Source organism: Kitasatospora sp. NPDC056800, from assembly GCF_042789775.1.
In the GTDB taxonomy this organism is placed as follows: domain Bacteria; phylum Actinomycetota; class Actinomycetes; order Streptomycetales; family Streptomycetaceae; genus Kitasatospora.
The window spans coordinates 1-24534 of record NZ_JBHUAL010000080.1 but is presented as its reverse complement, the minus strand read 5'-3'; the positions used below and the strand labels follow the sequence as shown (position 1 = coordinate 24534).

7 protein-coding genes are annotated in these 24534 nt (G+C 76.4%); 1 reads left to right on the top strand and 6 read right to left on the bottom strand.

Features of this window, described 5'->3' with window-relative positions:
* Positions 1-26: 26 nt before the first annotated feature.
* The 6 genes from ACFRQN_RS19200 to ACFRQN_RS19175 all read right to left on the bottom strand — a co-directional run bounded on the left by ACFRQN_RS19200 (position 27) and on the right by ACFRQN_RS19175 (position 7196).
* Positions 27-584 (bottom strand): Pycsar system effector family protein, encoded by a 558-nt coding sequence (locus ACFRQN_RS19200; RefSeq protein ID WP_380741289.1) that lies wholly within the window; start codon positions 582-584, stop codon positions 27-29.
* Positions 585-590: 6 nt separating this feature from the next.
* Positions 591-1838, bottom strand: a complete 1248-nt coding sequence (locus tag ACFRQN_RS19195; protein WP_380741288.1) for a hypothetical protein — start codon at positions 1836-1838, stop codon at positions 591-593.
* Positions 1835-4513, bottom strand: coding sequence for a hypothetical protein (locus ACFRQN_RS19190; RefSeq protein WP_380741287.1), 2679 nt, complete (start codon positions 4511-4513; stop codon positions 1835-1837). Before ACFRQN_RS19190 ends, ACFRQN_RS19195 begins: the two co-directional genes overlap by 4 nt.
* Positions 4506-5357 carry a hypothetical protein gene (locus ACFRQN_RS19185; RefSeq protein WP_380741286.1) on the bottom strand — a complete coding sequence of 284 codons (852 nt, stop codon included), beginning with the start codon at positions 5355-5357 and terminating at the stop codon, positions 4506-4508. Before ACFRQN_RS19185 ends, ACFRQN_RS19190 begins: the two co-directional genes overlap by 8 nt.
* 91 nt (positions 5358-5448) lie before the next feature.
* Positions 5449-6186, bottom strand: coding sequence for a Crp/Fnr family transcriptional regulator (locus ACFRQN_RS19180; protein WP_117490432.1), 738 nt, complete (start codon positions 6184-6186; stop codon positions 5449-5451).
* 251 nt (positions 6187-6437) lie between these two features.
* Positions 6438-7196 (bottom strand): thioesterase II family protein, encoded by a 759-nt coding sequence (locus ACFRQN_RS19175; RefSeq protein ID WP_049660158.1) that lies wholly within the window; start codon positions 7194-7196, stop codon positions 6438-6440.
* Between the two features lie 286 nt (positions 7197-7482).
* Here ACFRQN_RS19175 and ACFRQN_RS19170 point away from each other — a divergent pair, with 286 nt between their 5' ends.
* Complete coding sequence (locus tag ACFRQN_RS19170; RefSeq protein WP_380741284.1) at positions 7483-24432, top strand: SDR family NAD(P)-dependent oxidoreductase; 16950 nt, start codon at positions 7483-7485, stop codon at positions 24430-24432.
* Positions 24433-24534 lie beyond the last annotated feature (102 nt).

The window sequence follows — 24534 nt, the reverse complement described above, 5'->3', positions numbered from 1 at the left end:
AGGTGGGGCGGTCGGGGCCGGGCGGCTCAGGTGAGCAGGATTCCGGCGGTGGCGAGGACCGAGCCGGGGGCCAGGCAGGCGACGCCCCAGCGGATTCGGCGGTACTTGGCGGCCAGGATGGTGCTGACGTCGACGGCTTGGACGAGCAGCCAGTCGAGCGGGTCCCGGCCGGCCGCGACGATCTGTTCGGTGAGCGCGGGCCGGCCCTCGGAGGTGAGCAGGTCACCGAAGAAGGTCACGCCGTCGTGGTCGCGCAGGGTTCCGGTGCGGGGCAGGATCGCCCGGACCAGCGCGACCGCCCCGGCGGCCCAGAACACGCCGCCGAGCGCGAGCAGGACGGCGGCGAGCGTCCCGGGCCGGCCGTCGGCCCAGTTGCGGTCCAGGAGCAGGGCGGGCAGGCCGAGGGCGGCGGTGAGCAGGATCGAGGACTTGGTGTCGGCCCGTCCGATGTCCTCGCGGACGACGCACAGGAGGCGGTCCGCGACGAAGCGGGCCTCGTCCGAGCAGGGGACGGGTTCGGGGGCGGGCGCGGGGGCGGGTTCGGGGGCGGGCGCGGGTGCTGGGGCGGGTCCGGTAGCGGTCATGAGCGGTCAGCTCCTGTCACCGGGGGACCACGGGCGGCGGTCCCGGTCGTCGTCGTGGTCGTCGTGGCGGTCCCTGCGGCGGTCGTCCTCGGAAGCGGCGTGGTCCTGCGGTGCGGTGTCGGAACCGGTGCGGCCCCAGTCGTCGAAGGCCTCGCTGGGCCGGCGCGCGGGCGGAGCCGGCGCGGGGATCCGGTCCCGGGGGGCGGGTTCGGCCTGCACCCACATAGGGGTGAACGCCGGACCGCCGTCCCGGCGGTCGTCCCGGCAGCCGTGGCCGCTCCCCGGGAGCTCGGGCCTCGCCGCCGGCTCCCGGATCGGCGGCCGGCCGAAGGAGCCCTCGATGCGATACGCGGGCGTGCCCAGCAACTCCCGCACCTGCGCCTCCAGTTCGGCCGACTGGATGACGCCCTTCTCGACCAGCCGCAGGGTGTGCTCCAGCAGCTCGTGCTTGTCCGCGCGGGACTCCTGGCGCAGCAGCTCCATGAAGGCGCGCGCCTGGTCCGGGTTGTCCGAGAGCATGAAGCAGATCTGGTTCCACTCACCGCCGTCCAGCATCGCCCGGAAGGTGCGCATGCGGATCTGGAGCAAACCGGTGCGGTGGTGCTCCGCCGCCACCTCGCGGTCGTAGTCCCGGGCCGTCGTGCGGTCCTCGTAGGCGGAGTTCCGGTCCGCGTCGGCGTGCCGGATGGTCGTGCTGTCCACCGCGACCCGCACGTAGACGTCCGCGTGCAGCCCGAGGTCGTAGCCCAGGTCGTTCCACTGCCCGGTGCGGCAGGCGGAGTTGGCCGCGCGGTCGACCTCGGCGGCGGCGGTCACGGGGTAGCCGGAGCAGATCGCGCGCAGGCGCTCCAGCAGCGGCCCCTTCAGGCGCTCCGCGACGTTCCTGACCTGGCCGTCCACCACCTTGCGGTAGTCGACGACCGACCAGTGCACGTCCACCTCCACCTCGAAGAAGGTGGCGCTGCCGACCGCCGGGATCTGGAGGGACAGCTGGCAGAGGTGGGTGCCCCGGGCCACCTCGCAGATCGTCACCGGCCGGGCGAAGCGCGGGCGGTCGACGTGCTCGGTGCCCATCGCGGTGACCACGCTGTGGCCGCCGTTGCGGTAGAAGTGCACCAGGGCGACCTCGGCGCTCGGCTTGCGGGTGCACTCGGCCGGGCTCCCGTACTCCTTCAGCAGCGGTCCGGCCGGCCGTTCGGGCCGGCCCGCCTTGGCGAGGGCCGGTGGGCCGGCGGCCTGTGGATCGTCCGTCATCGTCGTTCCTCCGTTTCCCTGGTGCCCTCGCCCGGCCGCCCGTCCTCACGGCGGTCCGAGGGCCGCTCCGGTCCGCCGCGCCGGTCGCCGTCAGGGCGGCCGCCGGTGGCGAGGTCCCACAGCTCGCGGGCCCGCGCCGTCGGCAGCGGCTCGTCCGGGTCGCTCATCATGCGTCGCAACAGCCAGTCCAGGAGCCGCCGTTCGCGGTCGGTGCCGACCAGGGCCGGGAGCAGTGCGGCCAGGCCGGCCCTGGTGTCCGGGCCGTCCTCGTCGACGGCGGTCCGCAGCCAGAACTCCAGGCAGTCGGTGGCGGCCTCGTAGGAGCGCGGTGTGCGCAGCGCCGTCCACAGCAGGTCGGCCAGCGGGACGGCGCGGTCGGGGCGGGTGGCCGCGAGGGCCAGCGGCAGCGGCCACTCCAGGTACCGGCCCAGGTCCGGCCAGGCCTCGCCGTCCCACACCTCGCCGACCGTGGTCACCGCGAGCCGGACGACCGCCAGCAGGCCCAGGTCCTGGTAGGGCACCCGCTTGTCGGCGGTCCATTCGGCGAGGCGGCGCAGCACGGCCCGGTCGTCGGGGCCGGCGAGCAGCCGGACGATGCCGTGCGAGGCGATCGGCGCCTTGTCACCGTCCTCGTGGGTGCCGATCCGGGCCAGGCCGTCGAGCGCGGCCTCCACGGGCGAGGCGTGGCCGAAGCCGAGCACCAGCGCGGCGGTCCAGCGCAGGTGCGCGGAGGGCGACCTGCTCCAGTCGCCGACGAGGGCGTGGACGGCCGGCCGGTGGCTCTCGTGCCGGGCCGCCTGGTCCAGCACGGTGGCGGCGAAGGCCCGGCGCCGGGCGGCGCGGGCGGTCGCCATCGGCCGGACCAGCTTCTCGTAGCCGGTGGCGAAGTCGCGCGCGCAGAGCTCGCCGGAGGCGAGCGCGGCGCGCACCCAGATCTCGGGCCGGGGGTCGTCGGCGAGCAGCCGCATCCAGCGGACCACCGGCTCGCGGGCCGGGTGGTGCCGGTCCCAGACCTCCGCGAGCACTGCCCCGGACAGGGCCGAGCCCCGGTAGCGGACGATCCGGGCCGGCGCCCGGATGCCCGCCGTCTCCACCTCGCCGTCGGTCAGCTCGGCGCGCAGGGAGGCGAGATCGGAGACCGGGTCGTCGCAGAACAGCGGGCGGGCGGGCGTGTTGCCGGGGTCGCGGGCCACCGCGAGCTCCCAGGTCAGCAGGCGGGCGGCCTCGGCCACCGCACTGTGGGCGGCACCGTTGAGGACCGCCAGGGCGATCCGGGAGGCGGTCGGGTGCAGGACGGCGGCGGCCGACTGCCCGGAGGCCCGGCGGGTGGACGGGCCGGGGGAATCGGCCGGGTCGGCGATCTCGCGGTCCGCGCCCGCGAACCACTCCTGGGCCTGCTGCGGGGCCAGGCTGGCGCAGCCCGCGAGGAGTTCCGCGAGGGTCAGCCGGCCGAGCACGTGGGCGGCGGTCAGGTCCGCGAGCAGCTCGGCCTCGGCGGGTCGGAGGTCCTCCAGGCCGACCGCGGAGCGCAGTTCGGCGTCGTCGACGAGCTCGTCGGCCCGCGCGACCAGGTCCTCGGGGGACTCCGCGGCGGCCGCGGCCCCGTCGGCCAGGTGGACGGCGATCCGGGCCCGCAGCAGTTCCTCCGTGGGGGCCGGCGGGCAGATGAGGCCGTACCGGCCGGACAGCAGCGGGGTCGCCGTCGGACCGGCGGCCACCACCAGCACGGCGAAGGAGTCGGAGGCGGAGAGCGCCGTGGCGAGGGCGTCCAGTTCGAACTCGCCCGGGGGCTCGGCGACGCCACCGCGGACGAAGGGGAGTTCGAGCAGGTAGCCGTGCCCGCGCCGGGCGTCGTCGGACACGGTGGCGGCCAGCTGCCGTACGGCGGTCTCCGGGGAGACCCGGGAGACCCGGGACGACGGCTCCGCGACGGCGCCGGCCGCGGGGCCGTCCGTCGGGGCGTCCTGCGCGGCGCCCTCGGCGGACGGCCGGTGCTGCGTCAGCTCGTCGAGCAGGGCGAGCGCGGTGCAGGTCCGCCCGGTGCCGGGGGCGCCGGCGAGCACCAGGACCCGCTGCCGGCGCAGCGTCCGCTGGAGCTCGACGTAGCCCGCCGGCTCCCGGTAGATCCGGCGGACCCGCCGCAGCTCCGCCTCGGGGACCGGTCCGCCGACCCCGCCGACCGCCTGCCGACTGTCCAGCCGCAGGTGGATGTCGCCGATGTGGGCCTGGTGGAAGACGGTGCGGTCGAACAGGTTGTGGTCGCCGGCCACCCGGTAGGAGCCGCGGGCCTCGCGGTGGGCCCGGGAGGTCGCCCCCAGGCCGGCGGCGGGCCCGCCCTCGTCGTCCTCCTCGTCGAGCAGACTGTCGCGGCTGCGCTCGCGGAACCGGCCGGCGGCCTGCTCGCGTTCGGCGCGCTCCTGCTCCTCGGGGTCCGGACGGCGGCCGTCCCCGACGTGGCCTTCCGGCTGCGGAACGCCGGCTCCGGCGCCCGGCCCGGCGTTCGCCCCCGCGCCCGCTCCCCCGCCGACGGGGGCGGGGCCCTGGTCGGCGGGAGTCCGCGGACGGCCGGCGTCGGAGCCGTTCGGGTCGGAGCCGGCCTCGGGGCGGTCGTCGCCCAGCGGCGGCTTCCACAGGCTCACTTCGGGGGCCTTGACGACGTTCAGCGGCTTAGGCACGGTACGTCCCCCTGACGGTGCGGCCGATGTGCACCGGCCCGTGGTAGACGTTGCCTTCGTTGTTCGACGCATCACCCCCCACGTACACCCCGCCCGGCGCGTGCGGGGCCGCGAGGGTGTCGTCCGCCCCGCCCGGCGCCGCACCCGGTGCGGGGCCCGGCGGGCCGGCGGGCCGGTTGTCGGGCGGGCCGTCGGAGCCGGGCTCCTCCGGCCCCCCGTCGTCCGGCAGCGGTGCCGGCCGGGGCCGGCCGGGCAGCCGGACCCAGGCCGGTGTGGCGCCGTCCTTGAGGCGCAGCCGGGCCGGGGCGTAGTCCTCTGGGTCGACGAAACGGCCGCCGTGGCAGACCACCTCGCGGTAGAGCGAGTCGGAGACGACCACGACCAGGTCGGCCCGGTCCCGGTCGAGCAGCCGGCGGGCCGCCTCCGCGTCGGCGAGCCGGCAGGCGAGGTCGACGGCGTGGCCGCTGATGCCCTGGGCGTCGTGCGTCACCGGGCCGACGTGCAGGGCGATGCGCAGCCCCAGCCGCGTCGCCAACTCCGCGTTCAGCTGACGTAGTTGCTCATGCACCTCGGTGACCCAGACACCGAGGATCCGGGCCGGCGCGATGCCGGGGCCGAGGGCCGCCAGGATGCCGTCGCCCCGGTCCTCCCGGTGGACGGCGCCGACCGGCACTGCGGCCTCGGTGAACGCCTGGTCGATCACGGCGTACAGCCGCCGGCGCATCCGGGTCTTGCTGGCGTCGTCGTAGGCGCCGGACCTCCGGACGTCCACGCTGACCACCAGCTTGTACACGGCGTCGACTGCGTGGTCGAGCACGGTCACCCCCGCGGTTGTCTTCGACATGCCGCCAGAATCCGGCGCCGCATGCCGGGTTGTCTGTGATGCTTTACATGCGGGCCGGAGTCCCTCCACACCGGTCCCAGGCGTTCGGGTCTCAGGTGTTCGGACGGCTCCCCGGTCCCGGCCCGTACGGCCCCTGGGCGAGCAGCAGGAGCGGGGCGGGGTCGAGGATCTCGACCATCCGGGTGCCGGTGCGCACCAGTCTCTGGTCGCGGAGCAGCTTCAGGGCCTTGGCCACCGCTTCGCGGGTGGCGCCGACGGTGGCCGCGAGGTCGTCCTGCGCCAGGTGCACGACGGCGGTCGAACCGCCGCAGGGGCCACGGGAGTCGGCCGTCCGGGCGGTGGCGCCGGTGGCGGAGAGCTCGACGAGGCGCCTGGCCAGGCGCTGGACCACGGTGAGCGAGGCGAAGGCCGAACGCTCGCGGTCGGACTCCCTGAGTCGCGAGGCGAGTTGGGACATCACCTGACTGCCGACCCGGGGGGTCTCGGCCAGGAACCGCCGGAACCGGTCGCCGGGGATCACGAGCGCCTGGACCGTGCCGAGCGCCTGTGCGGTCGCGCTGCGCGGCCGCTCGTCCAACGCGGCCAGCTCGCCCACCAGTTCGCCCGGGCCGCGCAGGCCGAGGACCAGCCGGGTGGCCCCGCGGTCGGTGGCCACGTAGACCATGGACCAGCCGGCCAGCACCAGGAGGACGTGGGTGGTGCGGTCCCCCTCGGAGACCAGGTGCCGCCCGGGAGCGTAGGTCTTCGGGGCTCCGAGTGCGAGAAACGCCTCATGGTCGTGCGCGCTCAGGGTACGGGCGAACGGCAGGTCATCGCCGAGCAGGCCCATGTCACCCCCCAAAGATCGTCAACGGCCTTGGTTCGGTCCGACGTTGGGAGATCGTAGACCTGCCGGAGGCGAACTTCGGCCAAAGCCGCCACAACGCACCCAAGATGGTGCGCAGGGGGTGAATGAGTCTCCTGGGACGCGCGGGGGAAGGGCCCCGGACCGCTCGCGGAGGCGCCGGCTCCGCAACCCCGGCGCCCTCAGGGCGACGTACCGGCGCGGCGGCGTACCGGCCGCGCCGCGGCCCGCCGGGTTCAGGAGACCGGCGGCAGCAGGCGGTCGGTGACGATGCGGACGATCTCGCCCTGGTGGTGGGCCAGGTAGAAGTGGCCGCCGGGGAAGACGTGCAGGGCGGAGCCGCCGGTGGTGTGGTCGCGCCAGGACCCGGCCTCGTCGACGGTCGCCTTCTCGTCGCTGTCGCCGACCAGGGCGTCGACCGGGCAGGAGAGCGGCGGTCCCGGCCGGTAGCGGTAGGTCTCGACGGCCTTGTAGTCGGCGCGGACCGCGGGGAGGATCATCCGCAGCAGCTCCGGGTCCTGCAGGGCCCGCGGGTCGGTGCCGTCCAGCTTGCGGAGTTCCGCGACGATGCCGTCGACGCCGCGGAGGTGGACGTCCTCGTCCCGGTGCCGGGAGGGTGCGCGGCGGCCGGAGGCGAACAGGGCGACCGGCGGGGTGCCGAGGTCCTCCAGGCGCCGGGCGACCTCGAAGCCGACGACCGCGCCCATGCTGTGGCCGAACAGGGCGAGCGGCAGGTCGCGGTGGGGCAGCAGCGCCTCGGTGACCTGCTCGGCCAGCGCCTCGACGGTCTCGACGCAGGGTTCGTGGCGCCGGTCCTGCCGCCCCGGGTACTGGACCGCGAGGACCTCGATCCCGGCCGCCGTGGCGGCGGACATCGGGTACCAGTAGCTCGCCGACCCTCCCGCGTGGGGCAGGCAGACCAGGCGGACGCGGGCGTCCGGGGCCGGGTGGAAGCGGCGGATCCAGCTGTCGGCCGCGCCGTCGGTGAGCGTCATGGTGTTCCGGTGGTCCCTTCTGGACGGGGTCCTCGCCCCGCCGGCGGGTCCTCCCCACTCCGAGCCTGGTGCAGGCCGGACGGCCGGACAACCCCTCACCACCACCCCCCTTCTCCCGCGGCGGAGCCGGCCGGGACAAGGGCCCGTAGGGGAACCGTAGGGGTGCGGCCCCCGCGGACGGCTGGACGAGACTGCCACGGGATACCGAATGATGCGTCACCCCTCTCTGTTCTCCGGGAGTCCCCAGCCTCCCGTGCTGTTTCCGCGTGCCCAAGGAGCCGTTGACATGCCGCGTACCGAGCTGATCAGGCCGCTGCCCGAACTGCTGCGCTCCCAGGCCGCGTCGCTGCGCGACAAGCCGGCCTTCCGGGACGGCCGCCGGTCCGTGGGCTACGCCGAGCTGGAGCTCCGGACCGGACGGCTGGCCGGCCACCTGGCGGCCCTGGGCCTGGGCCGCGGCGGGCGGGTGGCGATCCACCTGGACGCCGGTGTCGAGGTGGTGGAGGCCTACCTGGCCGCCGTCCGGGCCGCCGGTGTCGCCGTCCCGGTCAACCCGCACTCCAGCGACGAGGAGCTGGCCCACATCCTGGACGACAGCGGCGCCGCCGTGGTCGTCACCGACACCCGGCACCTGGACCAGGTGCTGCGGCTTCGGGCCGACCGGCCCGGGCTGCTGGTGGTCGTCTCCGGTCCGACGGCGCAGGCGCCGCAGGGGCCGCAGGGGGCGCAGGCGGCGCGGGACCTGCCGTCGTTCGAGGCGCTGGCCACCGTCGAGCCCCCCGTGCCGCCGCGCGACGACCTCGGCCTGGACGAGACCGCCTTCATGCTCTACACCTCGGGCTCCACCGGCGCCCCCAAGGGCGTGCTGTCGACCCAGCGCAGCTGCCTGTGGTCGGTGGCGTCCTGCTACGCGCCGCTGCTCGGGCTCTCCCGCGACGACCTGGTGCTCTGGCCGCTGCCGCTGTTCCACAGCCTGGCGCACATCGTCTGCGTGGTCGGCGTCACCGCGACCGGCGCGACCGCGCACATCATGCCGGGCTTCTCCGCGGACGAGGTGCTGGCCGAGCTGCGCGGCGACGCGTACACCTTCCTCGCCGGGGTGCCCGCCCTCTACCACCACCTGCTGCGGGAGGCCGACGCCGGCCGGCTGGACATGCCGCGGCTGCGGGTCTGCCTGTCGACCGGCGCGGTCACCTCGGCCTCGCTGGCCCGGGACTTCGAGGACGCGTTCGGCATCCCGCTGCTCAACAGCTACGGCTCCACCGAGACCTGCGGCGCGATCGCGACCGAGGCGCCGGGCGCCGAGCGGGTCTCCGGTTCGTGCGGCCTGCCGGTCCCCGGCCTGGAGGTGCGGGTGGTCGACCCGGAGACCGGGATCGACACCGACCCCGGGACGGAGGGCGAGGTGTGGGTGCGCGGGCCGAGCCTGATGCAGGGCTACCACAACCGGCCGGAGGCCACCGCCGAGGCGCTGCGGGACGGTTGGTACCGGACCGGCGACCTGGCGGTCCGGGCGGCCGGCGGCCAGCTGACGATCAGCGGGCGGCGCAAGGAGCTGATCATCCGGGGCGGGGAGAACATCCACCCGGGCGAGATCGAGGACGTCGTCCGCACGGTGCCCGGTGTGCTGGACGTCGCCGTGGCGGGCCGGCCGGACGAGGTGCTCGGCGAGGTGCCGGTCGCGTTCGTGGTCGCCGCGCCGGAGGGCGTCGACGCCGAGCTGGTCTTCGCCGCCTGCGCCGAGCAGCTGTCCTGGTTCAAGGTGCCGCAGGAGGTCCGGGCGATCGCCGCCGTGCCGCGCACCGCCTCGGGCAAGGTCACCCGGCACCGGCTGTTCGACCAGCCCGGCACCCTGCTCGGCGCCCGGGGTGTCCGGCAGGAGTCGCTGTACCGGATGGACTGGGTGCCGCTGCCCGCCGGGCCCGTGGAGCCGGTGCGCGCCGCGCTGCTGGGGAGCCCGTCGGACGGAGCCGCCCGGCTGAACGAACTGGACGGACTTGACGGCCTGGACGGCCTGGCGGTCGACCGCTACGCCGACCTGGCGGAGCTCACCGCGGCCGGTGCGCCCGAGGTCGTCTACCTGCCCTGGCCCGCCGCCAGCGCGGAGCCGGTCGCGGACGCGGCCCGGCGGACCGCCCGCGAGGCCGCCGAACTGCTGACCCGCTGGCTCGCCGACGACCGGCTGCGGGAGACCCGCCTGGTGGTGCTGACCCGGGGCGCGCTGGCCGTGCACCCGGGCGAGGAGGTCCCGGGGCTGGCGCAGGCTCCGCTCTGGGGGCTGCTGCGCGCCGCGCAGACCGCGCACCCCGGCCGCTTCACCGTGGCCGACCTGGACGGCGAGGCCGCCTCCGCGGCCGCCCTGCCGGCCGGTCTGGCCACCGGCGAGCCGCAGTTCGCCGTCCGCGGCGGGGTGCTGCGGGCGCCCCGCCTGGTGCCGGTCACCGCCGCCGCGTCCGGCCGCCGCCTCGACGGCACCGTGCTGGTCACCGGCGCCGGCGGGACGGCCGCGGCCGCGATCGCCCGGCGGCTGGTCGCCGAGCACGGCGTCCGGCACCTGGTGCTGGCCTCCACCACCCCCGACTCGGCCGCGCTGGCCGTGGAGTTGAGCGAGTCCGGCGCGGAGGTCACCCTGGCCGCCTGCGACGCCGCCGACCGCGCGTCCGTCGCCGAGCTGCTCGCGGGCGTCCCGGCCGAGCACCCGCTCACCGCGGTGGTGCACGCGGCCGGCTCCCCCGGGCTGGCCGCCGGCGGGCAGGCCGACCGCTGGGTGCGGACCGGCGTCGACGGCGCGGTGGCCCTGCACGAGCTCACCGCCGGGCTCGACCTGACGGCCTTCCTGCTGGTCTCCTCCACCGGTGCCCTGCGGGGCGCGGACGACGGCGACCACGGCGGCTGCGCCGCGTTCCTGGACGCGCTGGCCCAGCACCGCCGCGCCACCGGCCGGCACGCCGTGTCGCTGGCCTGGGACACCACCGACCCGGGCGCCGTGTCCGACGCCGAGCTGGGTGCGCTGCTGGACTCCGCGCTGGGCGGCGCCGACACCCCCGTGGTCGCCACCCGGGACACCACCGGCGTCCTCTTCCGCGACCCGGCCGCCGCCGACGGCGCGGCGGACACCGTGTTCGCCGCCCGGCTGCGCGCGCTGCCCCGGGCGGAGGCCCGGCAGACGCTGCTCGGCCTGGTGCGGGCCGAGGCGGCCGGGGTGCTCGGCCGGGGCCTGCCGCGGACGATCGCGCCCGAGCGGGCCTTCAAGGACCTCGGGGTGGACTCCGCCTCGGCCGTCCGGCTGCGCAACCGGCTGCGGACCGCGCTCGGCCTGCGCCTCCCGGCGACCGTGGTCTTCGACCACCCCACCCCGGCCCGGCTGGCCGGCTTCCTGCTCGCCGGACTCCTCGACGAGGCACCGGCCCCGGCCGCCCCCGCCCGTCCGGCGGTGGCGGCGGACGAGGACCCGATCGCGATCGTCGCGATGAGCTGCCGCTACCCGGGCGGGGCGATCACCCCCGAGGCCCTGTGGCAGCTGGTCGCCGAGGGCCGGGACGCCGTCTCGGAGTTCCCGACGGACCGCGGCTGGGACACCGACGCCCTGTTCGGCGGCGCCCCCGGCTCGGCCGGCAGCTCCTCGGTCCGGGAGGGCGGATTCCTCTACGACAGCGCCGACTTCGACCCCGACTTCTTCGGCATCAGCCCGCGCGAGGCCCTCGCCATGGACCCGCAGCAGCGGCTGCTGCTGGAGACCTCCTGGGAGGCCATGGAACGGGCCGGGATCGACCCGGAGGCCCTGCGCGGCAGCCGGACCGGCGTGTTCACCGGCGTGATGTTCCACGACTACGCCAGCCGGCTGCCCCGGGTGCCCGAGGAGGTGGAGGGGTACCTCGGCACCGGCACCGCGGGCAGCGTCGCCTCCGGCCGGGTGTCGTACACCTTCGGCTTCGAGGGCCCGGCGATCACCGTGGACACCGCCTGCTCCTCCTCCCTGGTGGCCCTGCACCTGGCGGTCGCGGCCCTGCGGCGCGGGGAGTGCGACCTGGCCCTGGCGGGCGGCGTGGCGCTGATGGCGACGCCCGAGGTGTTCGTCGAGTTCAGCCGCCAGCGCGGCCTCGCCGAGGACGGGCGCTGCAAGTCCTTCGCCGCCTCCGCCGACGGCACCGGCTGGGCCGAGGGTGCGGGCGTGCTGCTGATCGAGCGGCTCTCGGACGCCCGGCGCAACGGGCACCCGGTGCTGGCCCTGGTCCGCAGCACGGCGGTGAACCAGGACGGCGCGTCCAACGGGCTGACCGCCCCGAGCGGCCCGGCGCAGGAGCGGGTGATCCGCGAGGCGCTGGCCGCCGCGGGCCTGGCCCCGGCCGAGGTCGACGCGGTGGAGGCGCACGGCACGGGCACGAAGCTGGGCGACCCGATCGAGGCCAACGCGCTCCTCGCCACCTACGGCCAGGACCGTGAACTTCCGCTGCTGCTCGGCTCGTTGAAGTCGAACATCGGGCACGCCCAGGCGGCCGCCGGGGTCGGCGGCATCATCAAGATGGTGCTGGCGATGCGGCACGGGGTGCTGCCGCGCACCCTGCACGTGGACGCGCCGACGCCGCACGTGGACTGGACGGCCGGAGCGGTCGAGCTGCTGACCGAGGACCGGGAGTGGCCGGAGACCGGCCGTCCGCGCCGGGCCGGCGTCTCCTCCTTCGGCGTCAGCGGCACCAACGCCCATGTCATCATCGAACAGCCCGTCGTGGAGGAAGGCCCCACCGGCGAGCCCGCCGCGCACGGCGTGCTGCCGCTGCTGCTGTCCGCGAAGTCGGCGGACGCCCTGCGCGCCCAGGCCGCGCTGCTCCAGGAGTCCGAGGCCGCCCCGATCGACCTCGCCCACTCGCTGGCGACGACCCGCTCGCTGTTCAACCACCGTGCGGTGGTGCTCGGTTCGGACCGCACCGAGCTGACCGAAGGCCTCCGGGCGCTCTCCGAGGGCACCGAGAGCGCCACCGTGCTGACCGGTACGGCGGACGCCACCGGCGGGACCGTCTTCGTGTTCCCCGGGCAGGGCTCGCAGTGGGTCGGGATGGCCGTCGAACTCCTCGACAGCGAGCCGGTGTTCGCCGCGCGGATCGCCGAATGCGCCGACGCCCTGGCCGAGTTCACCGACTGGAACCTGATCGACGTCCTGCGCGGCGCCGATGGTGCCCCCGGCTACGACCGGGTGGACGTCGTCCAGCCCGCCCTCTGGGCCGTCATGGTCTCCCTCGCCGCGCTCTGGCAGGCGCACGGCGTCCAGCCCGACGCCGTCATCGGCCACTCCCAGGGCGAGATCGCCGCCGCCACCGTCGCCGGCGCCCTCACCCTCCAGGACGGCGCCCGCGTCGTCGCCCTGCGCTCCCAGGCCATCACCGCCATCGCCGGAAACGGCGGCATGGTGTCGCTCTCCCAGTCCGCCGAGGACGCGCTCGCCACCATCGCGCCGTGGGCCGACCGCGTCTCCGTCGCGGCCGTCAACGGCCCCTCCTCCGCCGTCGTCGCCGGGGACGCCGACGCCCTGGACGAGCTGCTGCGGCGGTGCGCCGACGACGGCACCCAGGCCCGCCGGGTCACCGTGGACTACGCCTCGCACTCGGCCCATGTCGAGGCCCTGCACGCCGAGTTGCTCGACCTGCTCGCCCCCGTCGCCCCGCGCGGCGCCGACATCCCGTTCTGGTCCACCGTCGACAGCCGCTGGCTGGACACCACGACGATGGACGCCGCCTACTGGTACCGCAACCTCCGCCAGACCGTCCGACTCGCCGACGCCACCCAGCAGTTGGCCGACCAGGGCCACGACCTCTTCATCGAGGTCAGCCCCCACCCCGTCCTCACCGGCGCCATCCAGGACACCCTCCACCACACCACCGCCCACACCCTCGGCACCCTGCGCCGCGACCACGGCGGCACCCGCCGCTTCCTCACCTCCCTCGCCGAAGCCCACGTCCACGGCGCCCCCGCCGACTTCACCCCGCTCCTCACCGACGGCCACCGCACCGACCTCCCCACCTACCCCTTCCAGCGCAACCGCTACTGGCTGGAGGCGGCCCCCGGCGCGTCGGACGTGACCGCCGTCGGTCTGGCCGCGGCCGACCACCCGATGCTCGGCGCGGCCGTCCCGCTCGCCGACGGCCACGGCCACCTGCTGACCGGCCTGATCTCGCGCACCACCCACCCGTGGCTGGCCGACCACACCGTGATGGGCACCACCCTGCTGCCCGGGACCGCCATGGTGGACCTGGCCGTCCGGGCCGGTGACGAGGTCGGCTGCGGCCGCCTCGACGAACTCACCCTGGAAGCCCCGCTGGTGCTGCCCGAGCAGGGCGCCGTCCAGGTCCAGGTGGTGGTCGGCGAGGCCGACGCCACCGGCGCCCGGCCGGTCGGCCTGCACTCGCGGCCGCAGGACGCCGCGGCCTCCCGGCCGTGGACCCGGCACGCCGCGGGCACCCTCTCCCCCGCCGCTCCCGCCGCCCCCGCGGACCTCACCCAGTGGCCGCCGGCCGGCGCCGAACCGCTGCCGGTCGAGGACCTGTACGAGCGGCTGCCCGCCGGGTACGGACCGGCGTTCCAGGGTGTCCGCGCGGCCTGGCGGCGCGGCGAGGAGGTGTTCAGCGAGGTCGTGCTGAGCGAGGAGGTCGCCGACCGGTCGGCCCGCTACGGGCTGCACCCCGCGCTGCTGGACGCCGCCCTGCACGCCATGGACCTCGGCGCCGTCCGGCACCGCGAGGAGTCCGCCGAGGGCCACCTGGCGTTCGCCTGGAGCGGGGTCTCGCTGCACGCCGCCGGCGCGACCGCCCTGCGGGTCCGGCTCTCCCCGGCCGGTCTGGACTCGGTCGCCCTGGAGGCCTCGGACGAGCACGGCGTGCCGGTGGTCTCGGTGGACGGCCTGGCCGTCCGGCCGGTCTCGGCCGACCAGCTGCGCGCGGTCCACGCCGGGCCCGACGGCGACTCGCTGTTCCGCGTCGACTGGACGGACCTGCCCGGGGCCGCCCCGGTCACCGGCCGCTACGCCCTGGTCGGCGAGGACGCCCTCGGCCTGGCCGCCGGGCTCACCGCGGCGGGCAGCACGGTGGACGCGTACCCCGACCTGGCCGCCCTCGCCGCCGCCGACGGCGCCGCCCCCGACACCGTCCTGCTGCCCCTCGCACCGGGCGCCGCACCGGAGTTGGTCCCCGCCGTGCGGGCGGCCACCCACGCGCTGCTGGGCCTGCTCCAGCAGTGGCTCGCCGAGGAGCGCTTCGCCGAGAGCCGCCTGGTCGTGCTCACCCGGGGCGCGGTGGCCGGGGACGGCCCGGGCGACGGCCTGCCGGACCTGGTGACCGCCCCGCTCTGGGGCCTGGTCCGCTCGGCGCAGTCCGAGCACCCGGACCGGATCGTCCTGGTCGACCTGGACGCGCAGGACGCCTCCTACCGCGCGCTGCCCGCCGCCCTGGCCGGCGACGAGCCGCAACTGCTGCTGCACGACGGCTCGGTACGGGCCGCGCGGCTCACCCGGGTCCGGCCCGCCGAGCAGGGCGCCCCGGCGCTCGACCCGAACGGGACGGCCCTGGTCACCGGGGCCACCGGCGGCCTCGGCGTGCTCGCCGCCCGCCACCTGGTCGCCGCCCACGGCGTCCGGCACCTGCTGCTGACCAGCCGCCGCGGCGAGGCCGCCGAGGGCGCCGCCGAACTCCTCGCCGAGCTGCGCGCGGCGGGCGCCGAGGTCACCCTGGCCGCCTGCGACGTCGCCGACCGCTCCGCCCTCGCCGAGCTGCTGGCCGGCATCCCCGCCGAGCACCCGCTCACCGCCGTGGTGCACACCGCCGGCATCGTCGACGACGGCGTGATCGAGACGCTCACCGACGGGCAGTTCGACCGGGTGCTCGCGCCCAAGCTCTCCGGCGCGCTCAACCTGGCCGAACTCACCCGCGACGCGGACCTGGCCGCCTTCGTGCTGTACTCCTCCGCCGCCGCCGTATTCGGCGCCGGCGGGCAGGCCAACTACGCCGCCGCCAACGCCTTCCTCGACGCCTACGCCCGGCACCTGCGAGCCGAGGGCCGGCCGGCCGTCTCGCTGGCCTGGGGCCTGTGGGCGGAGCGCAACGGCATGGGCGGCCGGCTCACCGGCACCGACCTGCGCCGGATGGCCGGCGTCGGCACCGCGGCGCTCTCCGCCGAGGAGGGCCTCGCCCTGCTGGACGCCGCCCGCGCGGCCGGTGAACCGGCGCTGATGCCGATCCGGCTCGACCTGGCCGCCGTGCGCGCCCAGTCCGACGCCGTCCACCCGCTGCTGCGCGGCCTGGTCCGCACCCGCTCGGGCCGTCGGCGGCCGACCGACCGGGCCGGCGGCTCGGCCCTCGCCCAGCGGCTGGCCGGGCTGACCGGGCCCGAGTGCGACCGGGAGCTGCTGGACCTCGTCCGCGCCACCGCCGGAACGGTGCTCGGGTACCCGGCCGGCACGGCCGTGGACCCCGAACGGACCTTCAAGGAGCTGGGCTTCGACTCGCTCACCGCGGTCGAGCTCCGCAACCGCCTGCACGGCTCGACGGGCCTGCGCCTGCCCGCCACGCTGATCTTCAACTACCCGACCCCGAAGGCCCTGGCCGGCCACCTGCGCGAGCAGGTGCTCGGCGACCGGCTCCCGGCCGCCGCACCGGCCGCGGCCACCACCGCGGCGGCCCGGGACGACGACCCGATCGCGATCGTCGGCATGGGCTGCCGCTTCCCGGGCGGCGTGCGCACCCCGGAGGACCTGTGGGAGCTGGTCCTCGCCGGGCGCGACGCGGTCGGCGCCCTGCCGACCGACCGCGGCTGGGACCTCGACGGGCTCTACGACCCCGACCCCGACCGGGTCGGCACCTCGTACACCCGCGAGGGCGGATTCCTGTACGACGTGGCCGAGTTCGACGCGGCGTTCTTCGGGATCAGCCCGCGCGAGGCGCACGCCATGGACCCGCAGCAGCGGCTGCTGCTGGAGACCTCCTGGGAGGCCTTCGAGCGGGCCGGCGTCGACCCGGTGTCCGTCCGGGGCGGGCAGGTCGGCGTGTTCGTCGGCACCCACGGCCAGGACTACGGCACCCTGCTGGCCGCCGCCCCGCCCGGCAACGAGGGCTACCTGGTCACCGGCAACGCGGCCAGCGTGGTCTCCGGCCGGATCTCCTACGCGCTCGGCCTGGAAGGGCCGGCCGTGACCATCGACACCGCCTGCTCCTCCTCCCTGGTGGCGCTCCACCTCGCCGTCCAGGCGCTGCGCGCCGGCGAGTGCTCGATGGCGCTCGCGGCCGGTGCCGCCGTGATGGCCACCCCCGAGGGCCTGGTGGCGTTCAGCCGCCAGCGCGGCCTCGCCGAGGACGGGCGCTGTAAGGCCTTCGCGGCGGCCGCCGACGGCTTCGGCATGGCCGAGGGCGTGGGCGTGCTGCTGGTCGAGCGACTGTCGGACGCCCGCCGCAACGGGCACCCGGTGCTGGCGGTCGTCCGGGCCACCGCGATCAACCAGGACGGCGCCTCCAACGGGCTCACCGCCCCCAACGGCCCCGCCCAGGAACGCGTCATACGCCAGGCCCTGGCCACCGCCGGCCTCACCGCCGCCGACGTGGACGCCGTCGAGGCGCACGGCACCGGCACCCGGCTCGGCGACCCGATCGAGGCCAACGCGCTCCTCGCCACCTACGGCCAGGACCGCGAACTGCCGCTCCAGCTCGGCTCGGTGAAGTCCAACCTCGGCCACACCCAGAGCGCGGCGGGCGCGGCGGGCATCATCAAGATGGTGCTGGCGATGCGGCACGGGGTGCTACCCCGCACCCTGCACGTGGACGAGCCCACCCCGCACGTCGACTGGTCGGCGGGCGCGGTGGAGCTGCTCACCGAGGAGCGGGAGTGGCCGGAGACCGGCCGCCCGCGCCGGGCCGGCGTCTCCTCCTTCGGCGTCAGCGGCACCAACGCCCACGTCATCCTCGAACAGCCCTCCCCGGAGGCCCCGGCGGGCGAACCGACGGCGCACGGCGTGCTGCCGCTGCTGCTGTCCGCGAAGTCGGCGGACGCCCTGCGCGCCCAGGCCGCGCTGCTCCAGGAGTCCGAGGCCGCCCCGCTCGACCTCGCCCACTCGCTGGCGACGACCCGCTCGCTGTTCAACCACCGTGCGGTGGTGCTGGGTTCGGACCGTACCGAGCTGACCGAAGGCCTCCGGGCACTCGCCGAGGGCACCGAGAGCGCCGCCGTGGTCGAGGGCACCGTCTCCACCACCGGACGCACGGTGTTCGTGTTCCCCGGGCAGGGCTCGCAGTGGGCCGGCATGGCCGTCGAACTCCTCGACACCGAGCCGGTGTTCGCCGAGCGCATCACCGAATGCGCCGACGCCCTCGCCGAGTTCACCGACTGGAACCTCCTCGACGTCCTGCGCGGCGCCGAGGGCGCACCCGGCTACGACCGGGTGGACGTCGTCCAGCCCGCCCTCTGGGCCGTCATGGTCTCCCTCGCCGCCCTCTGGCAGGCGCACGGAATCCACCCCGACGCCGTCATCGGCCACTCCCAGGGCGAGATCGCCGCCGCCACCGTCGCCGGCGCGCTCTCCCTCCAGGAGGGTGCCCGGGTCGTCGCCCTGCGCTCCCAGGCCATCACCGCCATCGCCGGAAACGGCGGCATGGTCTCCGTCGCCCTCCCGGCCGAGGACATCGACCTCACCCCCTGGCACGACCGGATCTCCGTCGCCGCCGTCAACGGCCCCTCCTCGGCGGTCGTCGCCGGGGACGCCGACGCCCTCGACGAACTCGTCGAGCGCTTCACGGCGGACGGCATCCGCGCCCGCCGGGTCACCGTGGACTACGCCTCGCACTCGGCCCATGTCGAGGCCCTGCAAGCCGAGTTGCTCGACCTGCTCGCCCCCGTCACCCCGCGCGGCGCCGACATCCCGTTCTGGTCCACCGTCGACAGCCGCTGGCTGGACACCACGACGATGGACGCCGCCTACTGGTACCGCAACCTCCGCCAGACCGTCCGACTCGCCGACGCCACCCAGCAGTTGGCCGACCAGGGCCACGACCTCTTCATCGAGGTCAGCCCCCACCCCGTCCTCACCGGCGCCATCCAGGACACCCTCCACCACACCACCGCCCACACCCTCGGCACCCTGCGCCGCGACCACGGCGGCACCCGCCGCTTCCTCACCTCCCTCGCCGAAGCCCACGTCCAGGGCGCCCCCGCCGACTTCACCCCGCTCCTCACCGCCGGCCACCGCACCGACCTCCCCACCTACCCCTTCCAGCGCAACCGCTACTGGCTGGACACCGTGGCCGGTGCGGCCGCCGTCACCACGGCGGGCCTCACCGCCCCCGAGCACCCCCTGCTCGGCGCGGCCGTCCCGCTCGCGGACGGCCACGGCCACCTGCTGACCGGGCTGCTCTCCCGGCACAGCACGCCGTGGCTGGCCGACCACACCGTGATGGGCGCGACCCTGCTACCCGGAACGGCGTTCCTGGAGCTGGCCGTCCGGGCCGGCGACGAGGTCGGCTACGGCCGCCTCGACGAACTCACCCTGGAAGCCCCGCTGGTCCTGCCCGAGCGCGGCGGGGTCCGGCTCCAGGTCCTGGTCGGCGCGGAGCAGGACGGCCTCCGTCCGCTGCGGATCGACTCCCGCCCGGCCGACGCCGCCGAGGACGAGCCGTGGACCCGGCACGCCTCGGGCACGCTCTCCGCGGCCACCGACGCGACCACCGACGCGGCGGCCGACACGGCAGCCGACGAGTCCGCCGCGGACCTCACCGCCTGGCCGCCGGCCGGCGCGACCCCGCTGGACGTCACCGACGCCTACCAGCGGCTCGCCGACGCCGGGGTGGACTACGGCCCGGCCTTCCAGGGCCTGCGAGCCGCCTGGCAGCACGGCGACCAGGTCTACGCCGAGGTCGCCCTGCCCTCCACCGAGCAGGCCGCGGCCGCCCGCTACGGGCTGCACCCGGCGCTGCTGGACGCCGCCCTGCACGCGATGGGCCTGGTGCCGGACGCCGAGCAGGGCAGGCTCGCCTTCTCCTGGGGCGGGATCCGGCTGCACGCGAGCGGCGCGACCGCGCTGCGCGTCCGGCTGGCCCGGACGGCTCCGGAGACCCTGTCGCTGACCGTCGCGGACCTCGGCGGCGCGCCCGTCGCCTCGGTGGACTCGCTGCTGCTGCGGCCCGTCTCCGCCGAGCGGCTGCGCACCGCCGACCGGGCCGTGCGCGAGTCGCTGCTGCGGATCGAGTGGCTGCCGGTGCCGGCCGGCGACCCGGCCGCCCGCTCCTGGACGCTCCTCGGCACCGACAGCACCGACAGCGCCGACAGCGCCGACCGCACGGACGGCACGAACGGCGCCGACGGCACGGACTGCCTGGCCGCCCTGGCCGAGCTGGGCTCGGCGGTGGACGCCGGCGCGGCCGTGCCCGACGTGGTCGCGGTGGAACTCGCCCCGTACCAGGAGTCCGAGGCGACGGACGAGCTGGCCGCCGCGGTCGGCGCGACGACCGTACGGGTGCTGCGACTCGTCCAGGAGTGGCTGGTGGACCCGCGGTTCGCCGAGGCCCGGCTGGCCGTGCTGACCCGCGGCGCGGTCACCACCGGGGAGGGTGCGCCCGATCCGGTCCTGGCCGCCGTGTGGGGCCTGGTCCGCTCCGCGCAGTCGGAGAACCCGGACCGGCTGGTCCTGGTCGACCACGACGGCGGTGAACTGCCGCTGGCCGCACTGCCGGTGGACACCGAGCCGCAGCTGGCCGTCCGGCGGGGCGCCCTGCTCGCCCCGCGCCTGGCCAAGGCGCCGACCGCCGCCGGGAAGCCGGGTGCTGGTGCGCAGGCCCCGCTGGACGTCTCCGGGACCGTCCTGGTCACCGGCGCGATCGGCGGCCTGGGCGAGCTGACCGCCCGCCACCTGGTCGCCGCCCACGGCGCCCGGCACCTGCTGCTGACCAGCCGGCGCGGCCCGGCGGCCGAGGGCGCCGCCGAACTCCTCGCCGAGCTGCGCGCGGCGGGCGCCGAGGTCACCCTGGCCGCCTGCGACGTCGCCGACCGCCGGCAGCTCGCCGAGCTGCTCGCCGCCGTCCCCGCCGAGCGCCCGCTCACCGCCGTGGTGCACACCGCGGGCGTGGTGGACGACGGAACCGTCCTCTCCCTCTCCCCCGAGCAGTTCGACCGAGTGCTCGCACCCAAGGTCACCGGCGCGCTCAACCTGCACGAACTGGCGGGCGACGTCGGCGGGTTCGTCCTCTTCTCGGCCGCGGCCGGTGTGCTCGGCAACCCCGGGCAGGCCAACTACGCCGCCGCCAACTGCTTCCTGGACGCGCTGGCGCAGCGCCGCCGCGCCCAGGGCCGGCCGGCCGTCTCGATGGCCTGGGGCCTGTGGCAGGAGCGGTCCGGCATGGCCGGGCGCCTCGTCGACGCCGACCTGGAGCGGATCGTGCGGGGCGGCGCGGTGCCGATGAGCGCCGAGACCGGACTGGCCCTGTTCGACGCGGCCGTGGCCTCGGGCGAGGCGGTGCTGGTGCCGATCCAGCTGGACCGGGCCCATCTGCGCGGCCGGGCGGCCACCGTCCCCGCGCTGCTGCGCGGCCTGGCCTCCGGTGGCCCGGGCCGCCGCACGGCCGGTGCCCCGGACGCCGCTCCGGCGGGCGGTCTGGCCGGGCGCCTGGCCGGGCTCTCCGGCGAGGACCGCCGGCGGACCGTGCTGGACCTGGTCCGCGGCCACGTCGCCGCGGTGCTCGGGCACGACTCGGGCGACGCCGTGGAGGAGGAGAAGGCGCTCAAGGAGCTGGGCTTCGACTCGCTGACCGCGGTGGAGCTGCGCAACCGGCTCAACTCCGCGACCGGGCTGCGCCTTCCGGCGACCCTGGTGTTCAACCACCCGACGCCGCGCGCGCTCGCCGCGCACCTGGTCGAGGAGCTGCTCGGCGCGGACGCGGACGACTCCGCCCCGGCCCCGGCCGCGGTGGCGGTCACGGCCGACCCCGACGAGCCGATCGCGATCGTCGCGATGAGCTGCCGCTTCCCCGGGGGGATCGCCACCCCGGAGGCGCTGTGGGAGGTGCTCGCCGAGGGCGGTTCGGTGCTCTCGGAGTTCCCGGCCGACCGCGGCTGGGACCTGGAGGGCATCTACCACCCCGAGCCGGGCACCCCGGGCCGCACCTACACCCGGACCGGCGGCTTCCTGACCGACGTGGCCGGGTTCGACCCGGCGTTCTTCGGGATCAACCGCCGTGAGGCGCTGGCGATGGACCCCCAGCAGCGCCTGCTGCTGGAGACCTCCTGGGAGGCCTTCGAGCGGGCCGGGATCGACCCGCTCGGCCTGCGCGGCAGCCGGACCGGCGTGTACGCCGGCATGGTCTACCACGACTACGCGACCTGGGTTCAGGACGTGCCCGAGGAGGTCGACGGCTACCTCGGCAACGGCAGCGCGGCCAGCGTGGCCACCGGCCGGGTGGCGTACGCGCTGGGCCTGGAGGGCCCGGCCGTCACCGTGGACACCGCCTGCTCCTCCTCGCTGGTGGCGCTGCACTTCGCGGCGGCCGCCCTGCGGCGCGGCGAGTGCGACCTGGCGCTGGCCGGCGGCGTGACCGTGATGTCCACTCCGAAGCTGCTGATCGAGTTCGCCCGCCAGCGCGGCCTCGCCGAGGACGGCCGCTGCAAGGCCTTCGCGGCCGGCGCCGACGGCACCGGGTTCTCCGAGGGCATCGGCATGCTGCTGGTCGAGCGGCTGTCGGACGCCCGCCGCAACGGGCACCCCGTGCTGGCGGTGCTGCGCGGCAGCGCCGTCAACCAGGACGGCGCCTCCAACGGGCTCACCGCCCCGAACGGCACCGCGCAGGAGCGGGTGATCCGCCAGGCGCTGGCCGCCGCCGGTCTCGCCGCGGGCGAGGTCGACGTGGTGGAGGCGCACGGCACGGGCACCAAGCTGGGCGACCCGATCGAGGCCCAGGCACTGCTGGCCACCTACGGCCAGGACCGCGAACTGCCGCTGCTGCTCGGCTCGGTGAAGTCCAACCTCGGCCACACCCAGGCCGCGGCGGGCGTCGCCGGGGTGATCAAGACGGTGCTCGCGATGCGCAACGGCGTCCTGCCGGGCACCCTGCACGTCGACGAGCCCTCGCCGCACGTGGACTGGACGGCCGGAGCGGTCGAGCTGGCCACCGCGACGCGGGACTGGCCGGAGACCGGCCGCCCGCGCCGGGCCGGCGTCTCCTCCTTCGGCATCAGCGGCACCAACGCCCACCTCGTCCTGGAGCAGGGCGACCCGGCGCCGACGGCCCCCGAGCGGAGCCACGAGGGCCCGGCCGTACGGCCGTTGGTGCTCTCCGGCCGGTCCGAGGAGGCGCTGCGCGGCCAGGCCGGGCGACTGCTGGAGCTGGTCGAGGGGCGGCCGGAGCTGCACCCGGCCGACCTCGGGCTCTCCCTGGCCACCACGCGCTCGCAGTTCCCGCACCGGGGTGCCGTGGTCGCCGCGGACCGGGACGGCCTGCTGGCCGGGCTGCGGGCCCTGGCCGCCGGGACGCCGCAGGCGCCCGGGGTGCTGAGGGCGGTGGCGGCCTCCGGCCGGACGGCCTTCCTGTTCACCGGCCAGGGTGCCCAACGCACCGGCATGGGAAGCGAGTTGTACGCGGCGTTCCCGGCGTTCGCGGCGGCGTTCGACGAGGTCTGCGCCGAGCTGGACCGCCACCTGGAGCGGCCACTGCGCGAGGTGATCGCCGAGGGCGGCGAACTCCTGGACCGTACGGGCTGGACCCAGCCCGCCCTGTTCGCCGTCGAGGTGGCGCTGTACCGCCTGGTCGAATCCTGGGGCGTCCGGCCGCACTTCCTGGCCGGCCACTCGATCGGCGAGGTCGCGGCCTTCCACGTGGCCGGGGTGCTGTCCCTCCCGGACGCCGCCCGTCTCATCACCGCCCGCGCCCGTCTGATGGAGCACCTCCCCTCCGGCGGCGCCATGGTGGCGCTCCGGGCCGGCGAGGAGGAGGTCCTGCCCCTGCTCACCGAGCGGGTCTCGATCGCCGCCGTCAACGGCCCCCGCTCCGTCGTGATCGCCGGCGACGCCGCCGAAGTCCGGGCCGTCGCCGCACAGTTCGACAAGGCCCGCGAACTGCGCGTCAGCCACGCCTTCCACTCCCCGCTCATGGAGCCGATGCTCGACGAGTTCCGCGACACCCTCGCCCAACTCACCTACCACGCCCCCGCCATCCCGATCGTCTCCACCCTCACCGGCCGACCCGCCACCACCGACCAGCTCACCGACCCCGACTACTGGATCCGCCACGCCCGCCACACCGTCCGCTTCCACGACGCCGTGGAGACGCTGCTGGCGGAGGGCGTCACCACCTTCCTGGAGCTCGGCCCCGACGGCGTGCTCACCGCCATGGGCCAGGAGTTCCTGGACGGCACGGCGGCCGGCGGCCGGGCGGCCCTGGTCGCCGCGCAACGCCGGGACCGCTCCGAGGAGTTCGCCCTGGCGTCCGCGCTGGCCGCGCTGCACCTGCGCGGCGTGCCGGTGGACTGGACGGCGTTCCACGCGGACGGCCACAGGGTCGACCTGCCGACCTACGCCTTCCAGCGCGGGCGGTACTGGCTGGACGTCGTCCAGCCGAAGGCCGCGGCCGGGACGGCCGACCCGCTGGACGCCTCCTTCTGGGCGGCCGTCGAGCAGCAGGACGAGGCCTCGCTGGCCGCCGTCCTGCGGCTGGAGGGCGACGGCGGGGACCTCCCGTCCGAACTGCGGGCCGCGCTGCCGCTGCTCGCCGCCTGGCGGCGCGCCGCCAGGACGGACGCCCCCGCGCCGCGGTCGGCCGACGCGCAGGACGCCGACGCGCCGGGCACCGGTGAGCGGCCGGACCGGTCCGCCGGGCTGCGGGAGCGGCTCGCCGGACTCACCGAGCCGGAGCGCGACGAGCTGCTGCTGGAGCTGGTCGAGGAGTGCGTCGCCGGGGTGCTCGGCGAGGCCCCGCACAGCGGCCTCGACCCCGAGTGCGGCTTCCTGGAGCAGGGCTTCGACTCCCTGACCGCGGTCGAGCTGCGCAAGCTGCTCACCGACGCCACCGGTCTGCGCCTGAGCAGCACGCTGATCTTCGACTACCCGACCCCCGCCGCCCTCGCCAAGCAGCTGCGCACCGCGCTGGACCCCGAGCTGCCGGGCGTCGGCCCGGCCGCGGGCGGCGGTGCCGGGGCGACCGGCACCGCCGAGGCGGTCGGCGACGAGCTGATCGACGACATGGATCTGGCCGAGCTGCTCCGCCTGGCCCGCGACAACTCCTAGGCGGCCCCGGGGTTGCGGGCCCGGGAGCCCCCGCGGGGGGAGCCCCCCCCCCCGCCCGCCCGGGGGGGGTTGTAGGGGGATTTTTTTTTAAACAGGCACCCC